Source organism: Vibrio sp. 11986-1-5 (assembly GCF_963878025.1).
In the GTDB taxonomy this organism is placed as follows: domain Bacteria; phylum Pseudomonadota; class Gammaproteobacteria; order Enterobacterales; family Vibrionaceae; genus Vibrio; species Vibrio injensis.
In genome coordinates, this window is sequence record NZ_CAWNVW010000006.1 from 1 (window position 1) to 21,770 (window position 21,770).

The 21,770-nt window shown below is 43.4% G+C and carries 17 protein-coding genes; 4 read left to right on the top strand and 13 right to left on the bottom strand.

Features of this window, described 5'->3' with window-relative positions:
* Nucleotides 1–258 precede the first annotated feature (258 nt).
* The gene (locus AACS00_RS02225; RefSeq protein WP_258306896.1) at nucleotides 259–918 is read right to left on the bottom strand and encodes an inovirus Gp2 family protein; all 660 of its coding nucleotides are present in this window, start codon (nucleotides 916–918) and stop codon (nucleotides 259–261) included.
* 380 nt (nucleotides 919–1,298) lie between these two features.
* Here AACS00_RS02225 and AACS00_RS02230 point away from each other — a divergent pair, with 380 nt between their 5' ends.
* Nucleotides 1,299–2,339 carry a hypothetical protein gene (locus tag AACS00_RS02230; RefSeq protein ID WP_258306897.1) on the top strand — a complete coding sequence of 347 codons (1,041 nt, stop codon included), beginning with the start codon at nucleotides 1,299–1,301 and terminating at the stop codon, nucleotides 2,337–2,339.
* A 561-nt stretch (nucleotides 2,340–2,900) separates the two neighbouring features.
* Here the strand turns inward: AACS00_RS02230 and fhuF are convergent.
* The 8 genes from fhuF to AACS00_RS02265 form a co-directional block, all read right to left on the bottom strand.
* Nucleotides 2,901–3,731 (bottom strand): siderophore-iron reductase FhuF, encoded by an 831-nt coding sequence (fhuF, locus tag AACS00_RS02235; RefSeq protein ID WP_110168356.1) that lies wholly within the window; start codon nucleotides 3,729–3,731, stop codon nucleotides 2,901–2,903.
* A gap of 336 nt (nucleotides 3,732–4,067) precedes the next feature.
* Complete coding sequence (locus tag AACS00_RS02240) at nucleotides 4,068–4,526, bottom strand: ion channel (RefSeq protein ID WP_072670336.1); 459 nt, start codon at nucleotides 4,524–4,526, stop codon at nucleotides 4,068–4,070.
* Nucleotides 4,527–4,709: 183 nt separating this feature from the next.
* On the bottom strand, nucleotides 4,710–6,155 hold the full coding sequence (locus tag AACS00_RS02245) for a TolC family protein (RefSeq protein WP_219968448.1): 1,446 nt from the start codon (nucleotides 6,153–6,155) through the stop codon (nucleotides 4,710–4,712).
* Nucleotides 6,156–6,259: 104 nt separating this feature from the next.
* Entirely contained in the window at nucleotides 6,260–8,161 is a 1,902-nt protein-coding gene (locus AACS00_RS02250; protein ID WP_110168357.1) for an FUSC family protein, read from the bottom strand.
* Nucleotides 8,151–9,209 (bottom strand): multidrug transporter subunit MdtN, encoded by a 1,059-nt coding sequence (mdtN, locus tag AACS00_RS02255; protein WP_110168358.1) that lies wholly within the window; start codon nucleotides 9,207–9,209, stop codon nucleotides 8,151–8,153. The genes AACS00_RS02250 and mdtN overlap by 11 nt, the downstream gene beginning before the upstream one ends.
* Before the next feature lie 2 nt (nucleotides 9,210–9,211).
* Nucleotides 9,212–9,463, bottom strand: coding sequence for a YtcA family lipoprotein (locus AACS00_RS16720; RefSeq protein WP_072670339.1), 252 nt, complete (start codon nucleotides 9,461–9,463; stop codon nucleotides 9,212–9,214).
* On the bottom strand, nucleotides 9,427–10,590 hold the full coding sequence (locus AACS00_RS02260; RefSeq protein WP_219968450.1) for a linear amide C-N hydrolase: 1,164 nt from the start codon (nucleotides 10,588–10,590) through the stop codon (nucleotides 9,427–9,429). Before AACS00_RS02260 ends, AACS00_RS16720 begins: the two co-directional genes overlap by 37 nt.
* Nucleotides 10,591–10,967: 377 nt before the next feature.
* Nucleotides 10,968–13,763, bottom strand: coding sequence for a M16 family metallopeptidase (locus tag AACS00_RS02265; RefSeq protein WP_146205784.1), 2,796 nt, complete (start codon nucleotides 13,761–13,763; stop codon nucleotides 10,968–10,970).
* 242 nt (nucleotides 13,764–14,005) lie between these two features.
* Between AACS00_RS02265 and AACS00_RS02270 the strand changes: the two genes are divergently transcribed.
* On the top strand, nucleotides 14,006–15,325 hold the full coding sequence (locus tag AACS00_RS02270; protein WP_110168360.1) for a metal-dependent hydrolase family protein: 1,320 nt from the start codon (nucleotides 14,006–14,008) through the stop codon (nucleotides 15,323–15,325).
* Nucleotides 15,326–15,441: 116 nt separating this feature from the next.
* A complete protein-coding gene (locus AACS00_RS02275) occupies nucleotides 15,442–15,930 on the top strand; it encodes a TIGR00645 family protein (RefSeq protein ID WP_004397492.1) in 489 nt (162 codons plus the stop codon).
* Nucleotides 15,931–16,011: 81 nt separating this feature from the next.
* Here the strand turns inward: AACS00_RS02275 and murP are convergent, their stop codons facing one another.
* Together murP and murQ are read right to left on the bottom strand one after the other, a co-directional pair.
* A complete protein-coding gene (murP, locus tag AACS00_RS02280; protein ID WP_004397493.1) occupies nucleotides 16,012–17,460 on the bottom strand; it encodes a PTS N-acetylmuramic acid transporter subunit IIBC in 1,449 nt (482 codons plus the stop codon).
* 24 nt (nucleotides 17,461–17,484) lie between these two features.
* Complete coding sequence (murQ, locus tag AACS00_RS02285; RefSeq protein ID WP_110168361.1) at nucleotides 17,485–18,387, bottom strand: N-acetylmuramic acid 6-phosphate etherase; 903 nt, start codon at nucleotides 18,385–18,387, stop codon at nucleotides 17,485–17,487.
* A gap of 292 nt (nucleotides 18,388–18,679) precedes the next feature.
* On the opposite strand from murQ, the gene AACS00_RS02290 reads away from it, so the two are divergent.
* Nucleotides 18,680–19,528, top strand: a complete 849-nt coding sequence (locus tag AACS00_RS02290) for a MurR/RpiR family transcriptional regulator (protein WP_110168362.1) — start codon at nucleotides 18,680–18,682, stop codon at nucleotides 19,526–19,528.
* A gap of 9 nt (nucleotides 19,529–19,537) precedes the next feature.
* Here AACS00_RS02290 and AACS00_RS02295 read toward each other — a convergent pair whose 3' ends face one another.
* Together AACS00_RS02295 and recQ are read right to left on the bottom strand one after the other, a co-directional pair.
* Nucleotides 19,538–19,852, bottom strand: a complete 315-nt coding sequence (locus AACS00_RS02295) for a DUF3630 family protein (RefSeq protein WP_110168363.1) — start codon at nucleotides 19,850–19,852, stop codon at nucleotides 19,538–19,540.
* Complete coding sequence (gene recQ, locus AACS00_RS02300; protein ID WP_110168364.1) at nucleotides 19,845–21,680, bottom strand: ATP-dependent DNA helicase RecQ; 1,836 nt, start codon at nucleotides 21,678–21,680, stop codon at nucleotides 19,845–19,847. Before recQ ends, AACS00_RS02295 begins: the two co-directional genes overlap by 8 nt.
* Nucleotides 21,681–21,770 lie beyond the last annotated feature (90 nt).

Sequence of the window (21,770 nt, forward strand, 5' to 3'; positions counted from 1 at the left end):
TGCCGACAGAGCACATTGAGCAACAACTCGATGAGTGGTATCAAATCGAATTAAAACAACTGGACCGCCACGCTCAGCGCCTTTCTGATCGCATCCCGATTGATGAACGCCGAAAAATGGCTCGAGCCTCTCTCGAACAGGAATACCAATCACTTAAGTTAAAACTAATACCATAACGGCAAAAGGCCGGAGTACATCACTCCGGCTGAATGATAAATAATATATTGCATTAATAGTGATAATATTACGTATACCGTTCTATCGTTGAGAACAACCAAAGCTACGGCGTCGGTCTCCGTATTTTTTTGTTTCAGATTTAGCAAAATAACTTAACCGTTTAAATAATTGATCGAATTGAACTTCAAAATTATTCGCTGTACGATTAAGCCAATAAACAGCGTGCTTGGGGAAATGAACCAATCCCTCTCCCTCATCTATATCCAGATCGAGAGCACGACACCACGCACTTTGAATTTTATAGGCTAAATTATTTATGCTTCGATAATTACCTAGATAAGCATAAACATCTTTATTAAAGAATAAGACACAATGATAATGATCATTAATAGATAATTTATTTTCTTTAACCCAAATATAACGAACATTGCAGCTGGGTGTTCTTTTTCCTTCTCTTCGTTTTCTTTTTATATCTACTTCTATTTGTGATGTTAGGGATCCAATAAATCGTTTAATTACATTGCCAACCTCATATTTTATAGTGGAAGGGAATTTAAGATCAACTCTAACTGCGGTTACTCTTGAATATTCACTTGTCGTTTTTTTCATTACCCGCTCTATTCTATCTAAATATTCTTTGAACATTTCTAATTCTTTATTATTTCTCCCCTTACAAATATCTCTTCCTTTGTAGCTACCTTGTTTGATTCTAGTCAAATGGTTCTTTAGTGATGATGTCACTTTCTATACCTCTTCGTTATCCTGGTATAGAAAGGAGAAACAATGTTATTTTTTATTCGTTGATTAAAGTAAATAATATTACTAATACCAACAATCATTCTAAATCACTAGTTCTATAAAAACAAAAAATCAAATTAAAAGTATCTATCCATACCTTATTTTCTTATAACAAAGACATCAACAAGATAAAATACAACTTCACCATACTACCGGCTACTCGGAAGTTAACTTAGGAAAAACAAGCTCGATCAACTTCACAGAACAATGAGAAAAGACCATTAACTTAAGGCTTAGTGAGCAATAAATGAATCAGAACATTACATAAACACTACCTTAACACTACAATAAAAGAACGTTATAACTACTAAGTAGAAAATAAAATGATACATGAAGAAAATATAAAAACAGACAATGTTGAACTACTAAACAAAATTAAAGTTGAGTTAAAAAAATTAAATGAACTTGATTTAAAAAGCATAGCCTATGAACAAGATTTAAGCATGGATCCACAAGAAATAATCTCTTCAAGTATAATAAATGAAGATAATATTGACACGTGTGCGAAATATATAATTAAATCAATTATCGATTATTATAAAAGCGATAACATCACACAAGAACAGATCGGTGAATATATTATGAACTTAACATCTGATTATCTACCATCAAAATACTATGAAATTATTCTAAACGATAAAATAGCCGCCATGACATATTACTCTCATCTATTAAATAATAATGTATTCAATGTTAATGATGAATTAGTATTTTTTAGACCTAGGAAAAAACATGAGTCCGAAATTTTACATTTTTATAAATTCACAACAAGAAAAACAGAAAGCATAGATTATAGAATAAAGGAGTTTATCATTTTTTTAAACACAATGAATACTTCTTATCGACAAAAAATAAGATACCTTGATTATTTAAATGAAATGTATACAGAAAACAAAAACTCATTAAAAACTTCATGGCTCGATGTAAACCTCGAACAAAAACAGTGGTTAAATAACTATATAAAAAATTGTGACACTTTCAAATCAAAATTACCGAAGAAACCTAGAATATATGATAGAAAAGATATTAACTATATTTACTTTTTATCTAGCATTTATGCATTAGAGATATCAATTCATGAGAAAAAACTATTAATACTATCTATGAAAAAGGCTTGGTCTCAAGTGAAATATAGAGAAAAGATAAAGAAAGAAAACAAAAAGAATATAAACGTTGTAGTTGAAGAATCAACAGTAAAAAAACTTAAGCATTTATCTAAAACTCTCGATATGCCAATAAACCAAATAATATCCATTATGACAGAACTGTTTTTTAAAAAAATTGAAGATGTACAAAATCAAATAAAAGAAGAAAAAAAGAAAAAAAGAGATATGCTGAAGAAGATATATACCGAATCAACTTGAAGATGCAGGCTTGAGCAGGGCGTCCGCATGAATGGTTAGAGTTTAGCCATTGATTTGACTCCAGAAACCAAAACTAGCTCCAAGAATCCGGGATCATCATGCAACGTTTCTGCTGCATTGGCACAATAATTTTGGTTGACTCAGCTCTTAACATGTTAAGCATCATGTGTCTTTGATAAGTATCTTCCCGCATGCTCACATCTCAAATCCAGTGCATTGACTATATGCTTCAGTGGGCAATGGCTGGCCTAATGCTCAAAAATAAAACTATTGTTAATGTAAAAACGAAGTGATTTAAACCAACTGGGTAGTATTTGGGGTAGTAAAACCAAACGATCTAGAGAAAACAACACTTAAACCATTGATTTTAAACCATTAAAACCAAGTAATCAACAAGCAGATCCAAAACATCGAATAAGGTTTTTTGAGTCTCTTTAAGCTTACCAAGCCCCTGTAAATTGGGGCTTTTTTTTGTTTTCAGAAGATTTCAACCCCTTTCTGCTGTTTTCAACCAACTGGTGAGTAAAGTTTAATCCCCCCTCGCTCTGATTAAACAGCGCACTAACCACAAGCTTTTTGGGCAGCATGTATGCGAGGCTTCTTATCTAGCGGACAATCTGCGCACATTTGGGTACAAGGCAGCTTGTGACGCAGGCAACATACGATACGCGCGCTTTGCTGATCTTTAAGTCTTAATTTTCGCCAAAAGGGATTGATTGTCGGCTGATCATTTACCCTTAGGGATAACTCTGGACGAGCGAATATTTCTTTTATCCGTTGCTCACGCCAGCTATCAGGGAGTGACAGCTCCCCCAGATACCAATGCACAATATAAGCTTGATGGCTAAAATGAAGCTTTGCAGCCACAGGGCTAAGGCAAGTTAAACGCTCGACGATCGGGATGAGCAATTGTTCGAGTAGCTGCTCCCAACTGGCAAGCTGACTGACGGAAGCGAGATAATTCGCCTCTGGACTAAGCAATAAATAAAAAGTTTCTACTCGACCACTTTCGTGCGCTTCAAAATACCAATTATCCCAACGGGATGCCGCAGCAATGGCACGCTGAAGCTCACTACCGAGCGGACAACAAAACAGCCACAATAATAAAGGAGGCAGTTGCAGACCAAAAAACCACTGACTCCACATTGAATGTAATGCCCTCGCATCGACTTCTCGCGTTGCCTCTCCAGCAACGTTCCCTTTTACTCGATAGCTAAGAGCAAACTGTTCCAACCATGGTCTGTAATGTGTCGCACTGAGCACCGAGTTTAAACAATGGGCATTTGGAGGTAACTGCTGCAAGTTATCAATGGCTTTGAAATGTTCAGCATAAAATGTCGCTTTTTGGCTGAGTAAATGGTTAACCTGGTCAGATAGGGTGATTATTCCCATGATGGTAGTCCCCCATTGACTTCATTATGTTCATCACTTCGGTGATAACTTTTTGCCATTCTCACCCGAGGGATAATCATTGGACACAGCGCTTCAGGGTCGGGCTAAAGGGATTAATGGAAGGCGTGTTTATATCCATCCTTTAGTTAATTCCTCGAAGGTTTACCGGGCTGAACGAAGCTAACATCACGCGAAGGAAAACGATAACATCTTCTTCTAATGCTCTCTCAGAATAGTAACAACACCCTAACACAAACAAGAATCAAAATACAAACGATTATCAATACATAAACTAAGGACTATAACTATCTTAAACTCTAAATACATACCCTGTTTTTAGAGACTATTTTCCCATACCGTTTGAATGACGAAGAAGAGAAAAGCCGTTGAGCACCCAAATTTAAGCACCCCAGCGATAGCAATTATTGGTCCAATCTGTCGCCACGGCTTCGTAAGTACAACATCACCATAACCTAGAGTACTGATTGAGGTACCCACAAAATATAACCCCTCTGTAACCGAAGAGACTAATCCAGCGCAACGTAAAAATATCCCCCACCCGACAACCTCAAGTAAATGGGCAAAAAATAGGATCATAAAACAGCATAGGATAATTATCTTTCCTGCGTAGCTCGAGCTAAAGTGCTCAATAAACCAAGGATGAGCTCGTAGAAAATCTCCCGCAACATCAAATATTAACCATGCATGCACATAGAAGAGACCAAAAACCAGCAAAATGGCTAATAAATATATTCTAGAGATATAAAAAGGCTTAAAACTTTTAATTTTGCTCATGTTATCTCTTGACCTATTATCAAAAATTAATTCATAAAGCCCTAAATGCTAGAAAGCGATATATTTCAATAATAGTAGTTATATTGCCATCTCAATTATCTAAGCGGATGAATAATGTGACTTAAGAAAAAACGAGGAGAATCCAATAACAAGGACTATCGTCTTAGAAGCTGCATTTTAACTTCAGGGTAAGCTCTCGCGCGAAGTCAGTTTACCCATAATAAAAGCTAAGTTAACTGAGCTAATAAGTGTCGCCACATGAGCATCCCCTTGCGCTTGCCGAGCATCAAGTAATGCCGTATCTGCAGCTGTGATCGCATCAATCGTACCGATATCATTACGATAAGCGGCAATGGCGGCTTCGTAAGTAATTAACGCAGCTGCAACCAGCTCTGTTGCTGCATGATAGGCTTCATGTGCGGTGCGTAACGCGTTATGCGCAGCAATAATTTCTGCTACAGCAGCATTTTGTACCCGCTGAAACTCATCCTCTGCCGCCTCAGATCGAGACTTGGCCTCTGTAACCCGCGCACTTCGTAAACCGCCATCATAAATAGGCACGGTTATTCCCAAGAGAACACTGTTCCCAGATCCCTGCTGACTGATTGAGGGAAGGCCAGAAATATCGAAGTTTCCAGATCCCCAGCTAGCACTCGCCCCCAAATAGACCTTGGGTAGGTAACTCGCCTGAGCGGCATCAACACCAGCTTTACTCGCCTGTAAAGCGGCGTAACTTGCAGCAACATCAGGGCGTTGTGATAAAGCTTGGTGTATTAGACTATCAATAGGAGTATCAATGGGCTCAGGAAGAGGGTGCTGCGTTATATTAGCAGCATCAACGTTCAATTCGCGATTAACACCGACAATGGCAAGAAGATGATAATAAGCCGTACGCTCATCACCAATGGCCTGAACACGACGAAACTTAGCCTGAGCGACAGCCTGCCGTGCTTGAGCGATATCCATGGTCGTAGCGAGCCCTTGAGCAGCTCTTGCTGTAACCGCGGCTTGAATATCTTGAGCGTTGTGTAAAGCCTTTTCGGCAAAACTTCGCCGTTGAATGGCAGCACCGTAACCGTAATAAGCTTGAGAAACATCGAAAATCAATTTTTGATGTGTAGCATTGAATAAAATATTTGCTGCTACCGCAACCTGCTGCCCTTCCATTGTAAGCGCTTTTCGCTGTCCAAAATCAAACAGAAGCCATTGAAGCGAGAGTATTTGTGCACTGCCTTGTTCTGTATTATCGATATGACGCTGGCCGAAAATTTCCGGTAATGGAACGGTGACCGTTTGAGAGCCTCCCACAACACTTGCTGCAATGAAGGGTAAGTAAGTACTTTCGACCATACCAACAGCAATTGCTGCTTGTCTCGCGCGTTGCCAAGCCGCTCGTGTTTCTGGATTCGTTCGTTGCGCTAAATCGATTAATTCAGGGAGCCCATAGCGTTGTTCAGAATGAATAAACTCATTTTTCCTAAATTGTGCACGAGCAGGGTTTTCAGGAATAATGAAGTCTGGAATAACATGAGTTGGGGTGGACTGACTCTCATCGGAACCCGCCAAACTCCATAACACAGTTTTATCTTCATCACGTGGTACCCATGGCCTATCTGGAGATGGCGACACCCTGTGAGCCGCATTAGATACGCAGCCTGATACGATAAAAAGCATCATCAATACGATGAATGGAGAATAAACACGACATCGCGAATCACATTGACCATTATTCATCATGCTGCCTCCATAACGTGATCCAGTGAATCAATAAATGATGCTGAAAGATCAGAACACTCTCTCAATTCAATATTGTAAGAACCGGGCTCTCCGGCTTTATCATGAAATCGTAATGCAAGCTCATCAAGTAAATCAGCAAGTTGTCCAAGGTCCGTTTCGCCGCTCAACCAAATGGCTCTATTGAGTGATTCTATTTCATCGATCGCTTTTTTAAGAGCGGCTTCACGCGTTGGTGGCGGACGTAACCATGTCGGCTCAAACGACAACAGACACAACGCTTCATCACACTTTCCGACTAAGGATTCTACAGCGGCAGTATGCCCCAAAGCATGTATGCGTTGATGGGAAGGTAACCTAGCCATCTGAGCTAACTCCTTTAGAGCACGAGAAAATAATGTACGAACCTCGCCTTCTAGAGGAGCGGGCCAAAGACGAGAAAAAATCAGATAAACCACAAAATTACCGAGTAATATACCAAAGATTCGACCTTGCGCCGTTTCCAAACTCAGATTCGGACCAAAGCCCTGCAACACGGTGAGTAGAAAGGCGAGTGCTATCTGAACACCAGCATAAGAACTACGCTCTGGCCCTGTTGAAATCCAAGCACTGATTAAGCAGCCTAGAAATATCAATACCATTAACGAAGCAATATCATCAATATAAGGGATCACCCAAAAGATAGAGGCAACGCCAATTGATGCTCCTATCAAACACCCGACAATGCGCAGCGCCAACTTATGCAAAGTCTCTCCAGTCGTTCCTAATGCTGCTACATAGCAAGTAATCATCGCCGTATGAATACCTTGCCAATCGATAGCGGTATAGATAAGAAAACAAATCATCGCAGCCAACGTCGTTTTGAACGCAAAACGAATGTAGGCTGGATTACTAAAAGCGTCTGGGGCAACAAATGCGGGCTTGCTCGTCGATACGATTTCAGGCTCACTAGCTCCCGCAAGTAAGCGGAGCGCATCCCAGGCCTGCTTCTCTGCATCTCCCATTTCAGTGTCAAGATCTTGAGCACGAGCAATGGAACATTGGGGAGCCTTCCCCTGACCAAGTGAATCATCAATATCACGAATAGCATCCACTAGAGCGATGCGACGATCAGCATCCATAGAGGCGGGTAAGGCGGAGACAGCAAGCATGAGTTTAAAACCAGCACGAATATCGGTGGCTATCTGTTGAGCGGCAGAAAGATTAACTAAACGAAGTGCTTTTACAACAAGTGCTTGTGGCTCAAAGGGGCTATTTCCTTCGCGTAGATATTGAAGTAACGCGGCTGAGTCACCCGTTTCTAATGCTTTAATAGTCACGGCCAATCGAGAGCGCAATTTATCACGTAATAGCTGTACTGGTGAAAAGCCGAGTAGAAAATTAAAGCCGATCATCAATATCATCGGCATAGCAGCCATTAACCAAGCTTCACGCAGTGCAAAGCTCGCCGCTTCACCAAACGGAGCCTTAACAATCAAGGTGAGCAAAAAAGCAATAATCAGTGCCGCTACGCTGCCTTGCTCACCTAGCTGGGTTGCCGCGCCAAGATAAACGAGAAAAATAGAAGTGATAATAATGGCCGCCATGATATGCATCGTCGAGCCATTCGTTAGGTTGATCAACCAAACTAAAAATGCAATAAGTCCAGGTAATAAGATGAGAAAGCCAAAACCCGTGACAATATTGACCACCGCATCAGGCTTCATTAGAAATATGACGAGGTAACAACTGATCGCAGCTTCAGGGATCTGAAACATCATACCGACCCCAGTAACCAAAGCGCATAACAGTGCAATTCGCCAAGCTAAGCCTGCTCGTCCCGGTGCTGGCTGTAAATCCTCCCACGATTGAGACCATAAATATGACAGTAGATCGCGAGTATTACTCTTTTCAATGGTCATCACAATTTTCGCTATGCTTAACTACTGCAGCCGCTGAAGCTCCTACACGCATCAAAGATGCAGGAGGATTATCGATGATGATTCGTACAGGGAAGCGTTGAACAATCCGTACCCAATTTAATGATTTGGGTACGTAAGGAACATTGCGAGGTAAATTGATCAGCTCTTCAGATATGACTCCCCAACCGATACTATCAACCCGACCGTAAACGGGAATAGAACGATCTGCCAGTATATAAACCTGTGCACAGTTGCCCACGGCAATATGAGCCAGCTCTGTTTCAGGAAAAGTCGCCAAAGCGTACCATTTACGAGTATCAATAAGCGTAAACAAAGACTGTCCGGGAGCAACAATCTCTCCCGCTGAAACCGTGAGACCGACGACAAGACCTTCATGTGGGGCACGTACTTGAGTTGCTGCTAATTCATGCTCAGCAATCGCTAATGCTGCTTGCCGAGCACCAACTAATGCCTCTGATTCATCAAGACTGGTGATCAAAGCTTGAGCGGCAGCCTCTTGATGTATGGCTTGTTCGAGCGTGGTTTGAGCATCATCCCTCGCCGTTCTCGCATCATCCACTTGCTGAACAGTAACGTACCCCTTAGCCGCTAATGGTAATAATCGGGCAAGCGCGGTCTCAGCAAGAGAGAGATTGGTTCGAGCACGATGAACCTGTTCTGAAGCGATAGCAGCATTAGATAACTCAGCCGTAATTGTTCTACGCTGAGCATCACGCAATGCCGTAGCAAGCTGTAATTCTGATCTGGCTTTATTGACTATTATTTCATAGGGTTTAGGGTCAATTTCAAATAATAACTGTCCCTCTTCGACACGCTGATTATCGGTTACAGCGATAGTGATTACTCGCCCTGCAACGATAGAAGCAACATTGACAACATTTGCACTCAGTACCGCATCCTCAGAAAGAACCTTATCTGCGCTGTGTTGAAAGTAATACCATCCCGATACCAGTGCACCAAGGACAACCGCTATCGCCAAGGCCGTACCCACAACACTATGTCGACGTGTATAAGCAGAGTTAGACATCACTAAACTCCAAAAACAGTGATCGCGAGCGTTAAAGTAATCATACTCGCGAGCGCGATATAAACGATAGTTCGTAACGGGATGCCTTCATCAACACCAAGTCGAATTAAGACAATTCGTATTAATACCGTGCTGATTATTCCAATCATGGCGCATATAAGCCAAGACGGGAAATAGGCACCGTAAAAAGGTAGCAAAGGGCTCACCGATATGCCCCTTATTGATGAGATAAGAGTGTTTGCGTTCCATCCCATGTTCCACCAGAGAACTGACTGAGAGGAACGACCATTGGACTTGATTGTTTGCGTAATGCTCCTAGATCAAAAGTGACGTAATTTAAGCTTTCATATAAACGAACACTCAATCGCAGCCGTTTAAGATCAGATAATGAAGTCCAAGTCGAGTATTCTGAGGTGTACATACGGTGACCAACCACTCCAGGAGCTATCTTATCTTGCAGAGCCTCGGTAGTACGGCTATCAATAGTAATACCTCTAGGACGGTCGAAATTGTTCATAATATGCGCCAAGGTCGTGACGGCTTCATCGGGTGTTTTCGCTTTTTCAGCAAACTGTGAATAATAAACCGCACGAATAAAACGGCCTACCGACGTATTTGATGCCGGCAATCCTGCCGTGGCGATCCCTGAATCCGGTTGTTTAAACGTTACCCCACCGAGTTTTATCTCTGATTGGTCGATATTACTTAAAAACGTGTAATTATTAAGATTAGTTAAGTGCCAAGTAAACTCAGGACCATTGGTCATAACACCTAAAGGGTTTTCATAGATATGCTGTTGGCCATTCGAAAATTCAATAACGATAGAGTGACCATTAGCATCGTGTAGAGTGTAGTGGAAAGGAGTTTTCAATAATCCCATGGGTAGTAGAGCGGTGACCAATACAGGCTGCTTCTCTAATGCTGCCTTAACTTCATTCACCGTTTTGAATTGTGATAATGCCCAACTTCCTAAATCGATCGCAGATAACATTTTTTGAGTTTTGTCCGACATATCTTCTGGGCCTTCAGTACTTGCAAAAGCTAAGACACTGAAACTCAAGCCTTGATCATTAATGCCCTCGACTACTTTAAGATCTTTAGTAATAGGGTCTGGCATGGCAATCGATAAAAAAGCGTGTTTTGCTTGATAATTTAGAGAAGCATGCTCATCGGCATGGGAAGAAAATTTCGAGCCTTGAGGAAAGAAAGCGACTTTATAATCTAACTGGACTGGGAGTTCCATGGTCCTTCCTGCATAAGGTGCGCCATTGGCATCAGTATACAAAAGCGACGTACAAGCTTGGCTAATTGCTGGAAGCATAAACGTTGCAGCCAGTACTGTTGAAATAAGTGTTCGTTTGAGTGTAGATGATGCGCGCATGAGAACTCCTTGAAATAATTCTGTACCAAGTCACATGAATCCCAATTTAATAGGAGGTGTATCGACAAAGTATTCGTAAAAAAAATATAGTCCAATCAATGGCTTTGTCAATGAATCCACCTCTCTCATTAGTTCATCTCAAAAAATAGAGTTTTTCCGCACCATAAATGTTGTAAATTCATTGCTAAGCATCAGTTTTTACTGACAACTAAATAACGATAAAAAATAAATACATTTAAAAAGGAGATGGATTGTTTTAAAAATGTATTTAAAAATCGTGATCCTCGTGCTTGAAAAAAATGCTACTCGCATTAAACGAGTAGCATTCTTATATTTACAAAGTCAGTTGACTCTCTTTGCAACCAATATTCAGTAAATCAATCCACGGACTCTCCAAACGAGGTAATGACTTTTAAGCACTTGTCTTTACTTAAATAGCGTTGGGCACTGGCTTGTACTGACTGACTGTCCGCCGCAGCAATATGATCATAAATTTGCTGCACGCGCTGATAATACTTGGGTTGAGTGTGGCTCATCGCAGCAATCTCTAACCAAAAGCTATTGCTATTATCGGCATTGGCAATCGATTGTAGTAACGGCTGCTTGGCTCTGGCCAATAAATCAGCGTCTATTCGCTGCCCTGAACTGAGCTGCTCGATGAGCGTGTCAACTTTACCTTCAATAGACAACACATGCTGTCTGTCAACTCGTGCGAATAAACCGATATGACCTAACTCTGAAGGTTCTGTCGCGTTAAAGTGAAAAGCATAAGGTGAATAACTCATCCCACCTTGTACTCGCAGCTCTTCGGTGATCAGCAATTGGAGAACGCGCTCTAATAACCATATTTGTGCCGCTTGCTCAACGGAGTAACTATCACGATTTGGCCAAATCCAAGCTAACCCTGTGGAATCAACTGCTCCTTGATGGACCAACTGGCGGCTCGCGGGCAACTCAGGCAGGCTAGCTACGACTGGACGCTTGGTGATTGGCAACGGATGACGTTCTACCGCACCCAATGTTTCGGCTACCGCTTGAATCGCCTGAGATTCATCAATATCGCCAACGATAGTGACTTCGAGTACTCCGCGATCCACTGCCGATGTAAGCACTGGAGCTATTTCAGAAAAATCTCGCTTCAATAGCTCTTTATCGCGCCCAAGGGCGTAGCGTATATCCTCTGGGTGTAATAGCTCCGCAAATCGCTCCCAAAATAACGTTTCGGCATTAGCATTACGGCTGATTGCATGTTCTCGCACTTGTTGTCGGAACTGATGTAACGCCTCAGGTCTAAACCCTGGTGCGGTCAAAAAGGCCGTGTGTAACCCTAGCTGCGCTCTTAATCGATCAGATCGCACAGAAACGGTATCAACAAAACCTTGCTCCGATAGACTCCACCCCACAGTTAAACCTTGCCCGGCTAATATTTGTCCTAATTCTGTATAACTATGCTGAGCTAATCCTCCCAAGACAAAGCTACGTTGAAATAGCGTGGCTAGGCCTTCAATTTTAGATAATGCGACATCACCAAAACCGACCTTAAGCTGCACTCTTGCTTGACCTATTTCAAATTGAGTTGGCTTTAAAGTCAGTCGAACGCCGTTAGCAAAACCCAGTTGGCGGATCCCTGTGTTCTCATCACGCTGATCACTAATGACTTTTCCCGGCTCACCGAAATTTGCATAAGCAAACGGAGTCACTTTTTGCTCTTGATGAGTGCTAATCGGCTGCTGCTGACTTTGCAGATAGACGCTCAGAAGTTGTTTTGCTACCTGCTCTTCTGGTTGAGAGTGAGTCAGATAAATCCATGGAGCGCCTTGCCAGCGCTGTTTTAATGCATCGTGCAATGTCGTTGGGGTTAAGCTAGGCTTCAGCTGTTGAAATAACGCCCATTCCTGCTGGACATCTAAAAAATATAAGCCGCGGGCGTTATAATCCACCAATTGCTCTGCCAAACCAAAGCTATTCACGTTCAATGGCTGCTCTACGGCATGCCATATATCTTGCTCAATCAAGTCCAGTGCTCGATTAACTTCCTGTTCGGTAAAACCACCGACTAAAGCTTGACGCATGGTCTGTTCGAGCAGTTCAAGATTTTCTCGCCACTGGTGAGGCGCTGAATTAAGTGATAACTCAAAACGTAAGCCATGTTTGAACTCTTCAAATAAAGCAACATCCACTCCACGGCCCATATCTTCTTCTGGCAGATGGGCGGTTAAGCGGCGATACAAAAGATGGCTCAGTAACCAATCGGTGAGCATCTGATGCCGTCTAGCGATACCATCAGCAAGTGCATTATGAGGTTGTAATATTCCAAGGGTAACCGTTGTGGGTAGACGAGGGTCAAAAAAACCATCCGCACGCAACGCTTTCTTCACCGTCAATTTGGGCAATGGATCCTCACTAACAGCGATCGCCTGAGGATGTGGTTGCCAGCTGGTAAAACGTTGCTGAATTTGACGCTCTGTAGCAGCAATATCAATATCGCCAACGATTATGATGGTGGTGCGCTCTGGAGTATAAAACTGCTGATAGAGGCGACGCAGTTGTTCCTCTGTCGCTTGACTAACCACACTTTCCAAGCCGATGGGCAGACGACTCGCTAATGGGCTATCTGGGTATAAAAATGCCTGCTGATGTTGGTAGCTTTCTTGCTCTTTCGATTGTCTTTCGCGTATTTCCGCCATCACGATCGGCTTTTCTTGTGCTAATGCCTGAGGTGTTAAAGTCAGTTGATCACCAATCTCACGCATTAACATCAATCCAGTCGCAAGCTTATCTTGAGAGCCTTCAGTGATGTTCAATTGATAGACCGTTTGATGACGCTCGGTAATTGCATTGGTATCCGAGCCAAAACTAAGGCCAAGCTTTTCGAGTTGAGCAACCATGTCTCCTTGTGGAACGGAGTGAGAGCCTTTAAACGCCATATGCTCTAATAAATGCATCAACCCCTGCTGCTGTTCAGATTCCACCAGCGAGCCACCCGCGATTTGCATGCGCATAATGATGGCTTTTTCTGGGTACGGATTAACCATCAACTGATACGTTAAGCCATTAGCTAAACGACCTTGATGGATTCGTGGGTCAGGCGTTAATTCGTTGGCAACCGTGTGCAAAGAAATAATGATGTAGCAAGCGCCAAAGAATGGCATTAACCGAGTAAAGAGAGACAAAAGATAACCTCGAATAACATCAGTAAAAAAGAATCGTTATTATTCATGTTTTATCTCGCTTTAGAATGGTTGCATACAAAAGCATACAAAAACATCAAGCAACGCTGTGAGTAAGCTACTGACGTTTATTCAACAAAGTTGGCATTTTTGCTCTGCAAATCGGATCGTTTCGCCAAATATCGCTACAATTTTATTTATCTGTGTATCAAGGCGCCCTGCCGATAGTTGATTGGAGTGATGGAATGAATAAACCTTTTTGGTTACTGCTCGGGGCAAGCATGCTCGCTACTCCTGCTTTTGCCGCTCAGTATGTGTTTAAAAATGTGCAAGTATTTGATGGCCGACAAGCAACGCTCAGCGCAGCAAAAAATGTCTATGTGCAAGATAATCTGATCAGCAAAATCGAAGATTACCAAGCTCTCAACGTCACTGACTCCAACACCATAGTGATTGATGGGCAAGGCAAAACCTTAATGCCGGGATTAATTGACGCTCATACTCATTTAATGCTCGCCGCACTACCTCAACAAGCCTTAATGGTTGCTGATCAAGGTTTTATTAATATTGTTGCCGCTAAAACCGCTGCCGATATGCTGCAACGGGGTTATACCAGTGTGCGTGATTTGGGCGGTCCCATTTTTGGCTTAAAAATGGCGATCGATAAGCAGATCACGACCGGCCCTCGCATTTGGCCGGCAGGGGCTTTTATCTCTCAAACTGGCGGCCACGGTGATTTTCGCCTACCTAATGAGTTAATAACACCGGATAGTAAAAAGCGCACCGTATCAGTCACCAGCGGAACGTCAGCAATTGCCGACAGTCCCGATGAAGTGCGGCAGCATGTGCGAGAACAGTTAGCACTCGGGGCGTCACAAATTAAGTTAATGGCTGGCGGTGGTGCTTCGTCGTTTTATGATCCGATTGATGTGACTCAATACAGCGTGGCAGAAATTCGCGCGGCGACGGAAGCGGCAGACAATTGGGGCACCTATGTGACCGTGCACGCTTATACTCCCCGCTCGATTAATCAAGCCATTGATGGTGGGGTTAAATCGATTGAACACGGTCAATTGATTGATGAAAAAACCGCAAAACGAATGGCCAAAGAAGGCATTTGGTGGAGCTTACAACCGTTCACTTCTGAGCGAAAATCCAGTTTTGCCGAAGGATCACCGCAACGTCTGAAACAAAAAATGGTCGAACAAGGCACAGACAGGGCTTATCGTTTAGCGAAAAAACATCAGGTAAAGGTCGCATGGGGAACCGACATTTTATTCAGCGCGGAAAAACTCAAAGATCAAACACAGCTTTTGAGTATTATGACTCGCTGGTACACCCCTGCTGAAGTACTGAAAATGGCTACCTACGACAATGCGCAGCTACTGATGCTCTCAGGAGAGCGTGCACCTTATCAAGGTAAGTTAGGGGTTATTGAGGCCGGAGCTTTGGCCGATCTGTTAATCGTAAATGGTAATCCACTACAAGATTTAACCATTTTAGAAGCAACGGATAACCTACAGCTAATCATGAAAGACGGTCGCATCTATAAAAATACACTCTAATCAATACGCCTGCTGAGGGGATGTTATCCCCTCAATTTTCACTACACCTTAAGTATAAAAACAAAGTAATATCGGCCTCATTCTGCCCTGTTGGGCTTTGTTGATGGTTACTTTAAATGGAACGTATTATCGAAAAACTGCTCTACTCCGCTCGCTGGATCATGGCACCTATTTATCTCGGTTTGAGTTTTATCCTCCTCGCCTTAGGGATTAAATTTTTTCAAGAAGTGATTCACCTACTCCCGAATATCTTTGCTATTCAAGAAGCTGACCTGATTCTAATTGCGTTATCATTGATTGATATCACCTTAGTTGGTGGACTGATTGTGATGGTGATGTTTTCTGGCTATGAGAATTTTGTTTCTAAAATCGACGTTGAGGAGCATAACGATAAGTTAGGCTGGTTGGGTAAACTCGATGCTGGTTCACTGAAAAATAAAGTTGCTGCGTCAATTGTCGCGATCTCTTCAATTCATTTATTGAAAGTGTTTATGAACACCGAAAATATCGCCAATGAAAAAATACAATGGTATTTGATGCTGCACATTACCTTTGTCATCTCTGCTTTTATGATGGGTTATTTAGATAAAATCACCAAAAAATAATCCGCCGCTAGAGCTAAACATAAAAAAGCCCTGAACAAATGGTATCAGGGCAAAATCATTCACCAACAGGGGGAAGGTGAACTAACTTAAGTCAACATCTTTGCATCCAAACCAAAGCGTTGCAAAAAAACCAACCACATAAGAAATGAATAGACCGCAGATAAATACCAACATCCCTGGGAAAATACCCTGCGCTGATGTCATTAACGGAATCGCGACAATACCCGATGGCCCAAATACCGTATTAAGTCCGACAGGTAAGCCAAGATAAGAGACTAAACCAATAAAGAAACCACCGGCCGCACCGCCAATACATGCCGTAACAAACGGTTTCACTCTGGGTAGGGTGACGCCATAAATCAGCGGCTCACCAATGCCTAAAATACCCGGAATGATCGCGCCCTTCACTTGGGTGCGCAGCACGGCGTCTTTTTTGGCTTTAAAGTAAAGCGCTAGCGACGCGCCAACTTGGCCGCCTCCGGCCATTGCCAAAATGGGAAACAACGAGTTAAAACCCTGCACATCCATCAAAGCAAAGTAGACCGGAACAAACCCTTGATGAATGCCAAACACCACCGAAATCAAAAATAAACCGGAGAGCAACGCAGCCCCTAGTGGATTATCATTCAGGTTGAGAAACAACCATGACATGCCTTTAAATAACTCACCACCAATCGGCATTATCACCAAAAAAGTCACCGCCCCCATGATCAATAACGTGACGCAAGAGGTTAAGATCATGTCTAAATCATCAGGCATGTATTGGCGAACTTTTCTTTCGACCTGAGCTCCCAAAATCGCCGCTAACAGTACGCCGATAATATTGCCTCTAGGGTCAATCGCAAAACCGAAAAATTCACTCATGCCAGAATAAACGCCCGTTGTCGCATCTGGGTTGTAACCCAGTACAAACAAGGAAGCTAAAATAGCGCCATTGACCCCAGAACCGCCAAATGCCTGCTGCGCGTTATAACCGATTAAGATGCTCAGAAAAGCGAATAATCCTTTGCCAAACACCTTCATATAGGCGATCAGATCCAGTGTAAATTGACTTGGCGATTGACCAAGGACCAGCATCTGCTCTAATAAAGTGGCAAAACCAAGTAATAAACCTGCGGCAATAAAGCCCGGAATTAATGGCGTGAAAATGGTCGCAAATTTACTGAGGAAACGCTGCACGGCACTGGTTTGCTTACTCTTCATCTGCTGTTTCTGCGCCGCAGCAATTGTCGATAAATCCGGCGCATCTGACGTTGATGTAGCAGTGAGCCCAAGATTGGCGATCATCTCATTCATCATTTCAGCGGCAGTTTGCGCTTTACCTGGACCGAGAATAATCTGCAGTTGTTGATCGCTTTCTACCACCCCCATAACCCCAGCAATGGCTTTAATCCCAGCTTGATCGGCGAGGAGGTTATCATTCAATGTTAAGCGTAAGCGGGTCATGCAGTTACCACACTTACTAATATTATCACTGCCGCCGACCGCGCGAAGCAGTTGAGCTATCATGCTCGATGTAATTTTAGCCATTTACCTTACCTCAACACGATTGGATTATTGATCGTTCAGTGCCGCACGAATAAAGCCATGATGCTTTGCCAGCCGCTCCGCTGCTTGCTCTGCATTCAGATCGGCAAGGATCATCAAAATCGCCGTTTTACAATGCCGTTGGCAGGCCGCGAGCGCTTGTTCCGCTTGATCTGTACTGCAGCCCGTTGCTTCACGAACAATGTGCGTTTGACGCTGAATAAGCTTGGCATTGGTGGCTTCAACATCGACCATTAAATTGCCAAAGACCTTACCACTGCGAATCATCGCTCCTGTGGTTAACATATTGAGGATCAGCTTCTGCGCCGTGCCGGCCTTCATTCTTGAAGAGCCAGTGACAATTTCAGGACCAACCACAGGCGTAATAGCAATATCCGCGGCTTGTTCCATTAAACAATTAGGGTTGCAGGCCAGAGAAATCACCGTCGCACCAACGGATTTTGCGTAAGCCATACCGCCCAGTACATACGGTGTTCGGCCACTAGCGGCGATACCCACTAAAACATCTTGTTTACCAAAATGAAAACGCTGCAAATCTTGCTCACCAAGCTCTGCATTATCTTCTGCATTTTCCACGGCTTTTAAAATCGCTTGATGACCACCAGCAATCAGGCCAATCACCAAATCGGGCGAGGTACCATAAGTAGGAGGACATTCGCTAGCATCCAGAATACCTAATCGGCCAGAGGTTCCCGCTCCCATGTAGAACAAACGCCCACCAGATTGCAGAGCAAAAGTAATCACATCGACCGCTTGCGCCACTTGAGGCAAGGTTTTTTCAACCGCTAAAGCGACTTTCTTATCCTCCTGATTGATGATTTGTAACATCTCAAACGTGGATAAGGTATCAATCATCGCGCTCGCTGGATTACGGCTTTCCGTTACCCATTGGGTTAAATCTATTTTCATGCACAAGCCTATATGTCTAATAACAACTGGTGGCGATTCTATAGAATAAAAAATTCCAATCGAGTGATAAGGATCACAGCTATGGTTATTCATTAACCAGCTAAAGCATGGAATAATCATCCACAATAAGGTAAGACAAGGCAAAAGATACGCCAAGTCACTGAATATTATTCACCTGCAAAGCAAATTTAATTCCCACCAAGGAATAAAAAATTCCAAAATCTGCACCATAAATCGTCTTTCGAATTACGGATTCGTGGTAAAACCGCTTGTAGAATATGGAGAAATCATCATGTCTATAGTCAATCGAATGCTCAGTCGACGTACTCAGCTCTCAGCAAATGAGTTAAAAATTGCCGACTGGATCCTTGCTCATCCTCAACAAGCAGCCTTAATGACCAGTTTACAATTGGCCGAGCAAGTGAGTGCTAGCCAATCCAGTATCATTAAGTTTGCTCAAAAAATGGGCTTTAAAGGTTACAGTGCTTTTAAACTATTATTGGTAGAAGAGCTCAGCCGCAAACAAGCACTCGAATCAACGCCTGTACAGCACAATATTTTTATTAATGATCCACTAGCAGTGATTGCACAAAAGTTAGTCCAAGCAAAAACGGATGCCATGTTTCATACCACCAACGCGCTCAGTTTTGAACAATTTCACCATGCGGTGAATTGGATTAATCAAGCGCATCGAGTGCAAATCGTTGGCATTGGCGGCTCGGCACTGACTGGGAAGGATTTGGCTTTCAAGCTATTGAAATTAGGCATTACCGCACTCGCTGAGCAAGACAGTCATGTACAAATTGCTACCGCGCGAACGCTCACGCCTCAAGATGTCCAAATCGCGATTTCTTTTTCTGGGGATAGAAAAGAGGTCTTTATTGCCGCCGAAGCGGCTAAGCAACAAGGGGCCAAAGTTATTGCTCTGACCGCACCAAAGAAAAGTAAACTGCGTCAGCTGGCGGATATCGCTTTAGATACCATCGCCGATGAAACGCAACATCGCAGCTCGTCTATCGCTTCTCGTACTGCGCAAAATGTCTTAACCGATTTACTGTTTATCAGTTTGGTTCAGCAACGAGAAGATTCAGCGCGACAATTGATAGAGACCATTTCGTCGGACATTCAGCAAATTTTATAAACCTAAGACTCAATCAGCGGCGGATGGGTGACCTGAAAGTAACTGAGCGATAAAGGCCAGCTCTTCTCGGCCTTGCTCATCACTCAATGTTTCAAGCCAAATACTGGCGCTGTAATGCTCGGCTTTGAGTAGTAGCTGACAACCTTCAAAATCAATTAGCCAAGTATGTAAGTCGGCATCAAGCTGCTTATCGATAAGCGAAGCCGATAACCAGTGCAGAAAACGCTCGCCAAGAGCGGGAAAACTATCGATATCCCATTCTGACGTATTCAGGATAAGTCGCCCCGGATCGGCAAGATAATCGTGTAAAGCAAACTCAGCCATGACCGGTTAAATGCTCCTGAATGACATCCAAAAACGGATCGGCGTATTTCTCTAGTTTGCGCTGACCAACCCCATTCACGGCCAGCATTTCGCCATAAGACGTCGGTAAAATATCCGCCATATCAATTAAGGTCGCATCGCTAAAGACCACATACGGTGGTAAGCCTTCTTCATCGGCCAGCGATTTGCGCAGTTTGCGTAATTTCGCAAACAATTTTTTGTCGTAGTTTTTATTCGACAATTTATCCGATTTCACCGCCCGTGCTGCGGTATCTAAACGTGGCACGGCTAATTCAACCGCTTTGTCGCCACGCAGAATCGGCCGAGCTTCTTCGGTCAACTGCAAGGTGGAATTGCGAGTAATATTTTGCTGTAGCAAACCCTTATGAATCAACTGACGGAAAATGCTCACCCAGTAATCATGGCTGTGATCGCGTCCTAAACCGTAGGTAGAGAGTTTATCGTGACCATTTTCACGAATCCGGATATTTTGCATCCCACGCAGCACTTCCACCACGTAACCAATCCCAAAACTCTGCTGAACACGATAAACACAAGACAGCGCTTTGCGCACTTGCTCCGTGGCATCGAAATGTTTCGGTGGGTCAAGGCAGACATCACAGTTACCGCAAGGTGTGTCACGGTATTCGCCAAAGTAGTTGAGCAATACTTGTCGGCGGCAGGTTTGCGCCTCAGCAAAATGGCTCATCGCCGTCAGTTTATGGCTTTCGACTTGCTTTTGTGGCCCCTCTTCTTTTTCATCTAGCATGCGGCGCAGCCAAACGATATCCGCAGGGTCGTAAAGCATGATCGCTTCAGCAGGCAAACCATCGCGTCCCGCACGTCCGGTCTCTTGATAGTAAGATTCAATATTGCGTGGAATATCAAAATGGACCACAAAACGCACATTGGACTTATTTATGCCCATCCCAAAGGCGACCGTAGCGACAACAATTTGCACATCATCACGCTGAAACGCCTCTTGGACATAAGCACGCTCATCAACCTCCATCCCGGCATGGTAACTGGCCGCTCGAATGCCGTTATTGCACAGTTTTTCAGTCAGCATTTCGACTTTTTTACGACTGCCACAATAGATGATCCCACATTGACCACGTTGCGTTTCTAAATAACGGATCACTTGCGATACGGGTTTGTGCTTTTCAACTAAGGTGTAACGAATATTGGGCCGATCAAAGCTACCCAAATAAATGTGCGGGTTAGCCAATTGCAGGCGATGTAAAATATCAACGCGTGTCGCATCATCCGCCGTTGCCGTTAAGGCCATAAAGGGAACGTGAGGAAATATCTGTTTAAGCTGACCAAGCGCGGCGTACTCTCGGCGAAAATCATGCCCCCACTGAGAAATACAGTGCGCCTCATCCACGGCGATCATCGCTAATGGTAGCTGTTGTAAGCGTTCGATAAAATCGGCCATTAACACTCGCTCTGGCGAGACATAAAGCAATTTTATCTGTCCGCGATTAATCCGGTTATAAATCGCAATCAGCGTCTCGCGTGAGAGACTAGAGTTGACACACTCTGCGGCAACACCATTGGCTTTGAGCTGATCGACTTGATCTTTCATCAATGAGATCAGCGGTGAAATCACCACGGTGAGTCCGGGAAACACTAACGCAGGGATCTGGTAGCAAAGCGATTTACCGCCCCCAGTAGGCATAATCACCAAGCTGTCTTGCCCAGCGATCGCCGCCTCTATCACCTCTTGCTGTCCAACCCGAAACGTCTGATAGCCAAATACCTCACGTAATACGTGCTGCGGCGATAAGTTAAGTTCCGGTTGTTCAACGAGTACAGTGGCGGTCATGCAAGCTCTCAATCATGAGTAGGGATGCTGATACTTCAAGTATCAGAACAGTCGAGTATTGTAGTGCCGTTTGCCGGTGAATAAAACCGC

Coding starts and splice junctions, on each gene's coding strand:
- AACS00_RS02250 (WP_110168357.1), bottom strand. CDS start 8,161: ATGACCATTGAAAAGAGTAATACTCGCGATCTACTGTCATATTTATGG.
- murQ (WP_110168361.1), bottom strand. CDS start 18,387: ATGAAAATAGATTTAACCCAATGGGTAACGGAAAGCCGTAATCCAGCG.
- AACS00_RS16720 (WP_072670339.1), bottom strand. CDS start 9,463: ATGGGATGGAACGCAAACACTCTTATCTCATCAATAAGGGGCATATCG.
- AACS00_RS02270 (WP_110168360.1), top strand. CDS start 14,006: ATGAATAAACCTTTTTGGTTACTGCTCGGGGCAAGCATGCTCGCTACT.
- murP (WP_004397493.1), bottom strand. CDS start 17,460: ATGGCTAAAATTACATCGAGCATGATAGCTCAACTGCTTCGCGCGGTC.
- mdtN (WP_110168358.1), bottom strand. CDS start 9,209: ATGTCTAACTCTGCTTATACACGTCGACATAGTGTTGTGGGTACGGCC.
- fhuF (WP_110168356.1), bottom strand. CDS start 3,731: ATGGGAATAATCACCCTATCTGACCAGGTTAACCATTTACTCAGCCAA.
- AACS00_RS02295 (WP_110168363.1), bottom strand. CDS start 19,852: ATGGCTGAGTTTGCTTTACACGATTATCTTGCCGATCCGGGGCGACTT.
- AACS00_RS02260 (WP_219968450.1), bottom strand. CDS start 10,590: ATGCGCGCATCATCTACACTCAAACGAACACTTATTTCAACAGTACTG.
- AACS00_RS02230 (WP_258306897.1), top strand. CDS start 1,299: ATGATACATGAAGAAAATATAAAAACAGACAATGTTGAACTACTAAAC.
- recQ (WP_110168364.1), bottom strand. CDS start 21,680: ATGACCGCCACTGTACTCGTTGAACAACCGGAACTTAACTTATCGCCG.
- AACS00_RS02275 (WP_004397492.1), top strand. CDS start 15,442: ATGGAACGTATTATCGAAAAACTGCTCTACTCCGCTCGCTGGATCATG.
- AACS00_RS02240 (WP_072670336.1), bottom strand. CDS start 4,526: ATGAGCAAAATTAAAAGTTTTAAGCCTTTTTATATCTCTAGAATATAT.
- AACS00_RS02290 (WP_110168362.1), top strand. CDS start 18,680: ATGTCTATAGTCAATCGAATGCTCAGTCGACGTACTCAGCTCTCAGCA.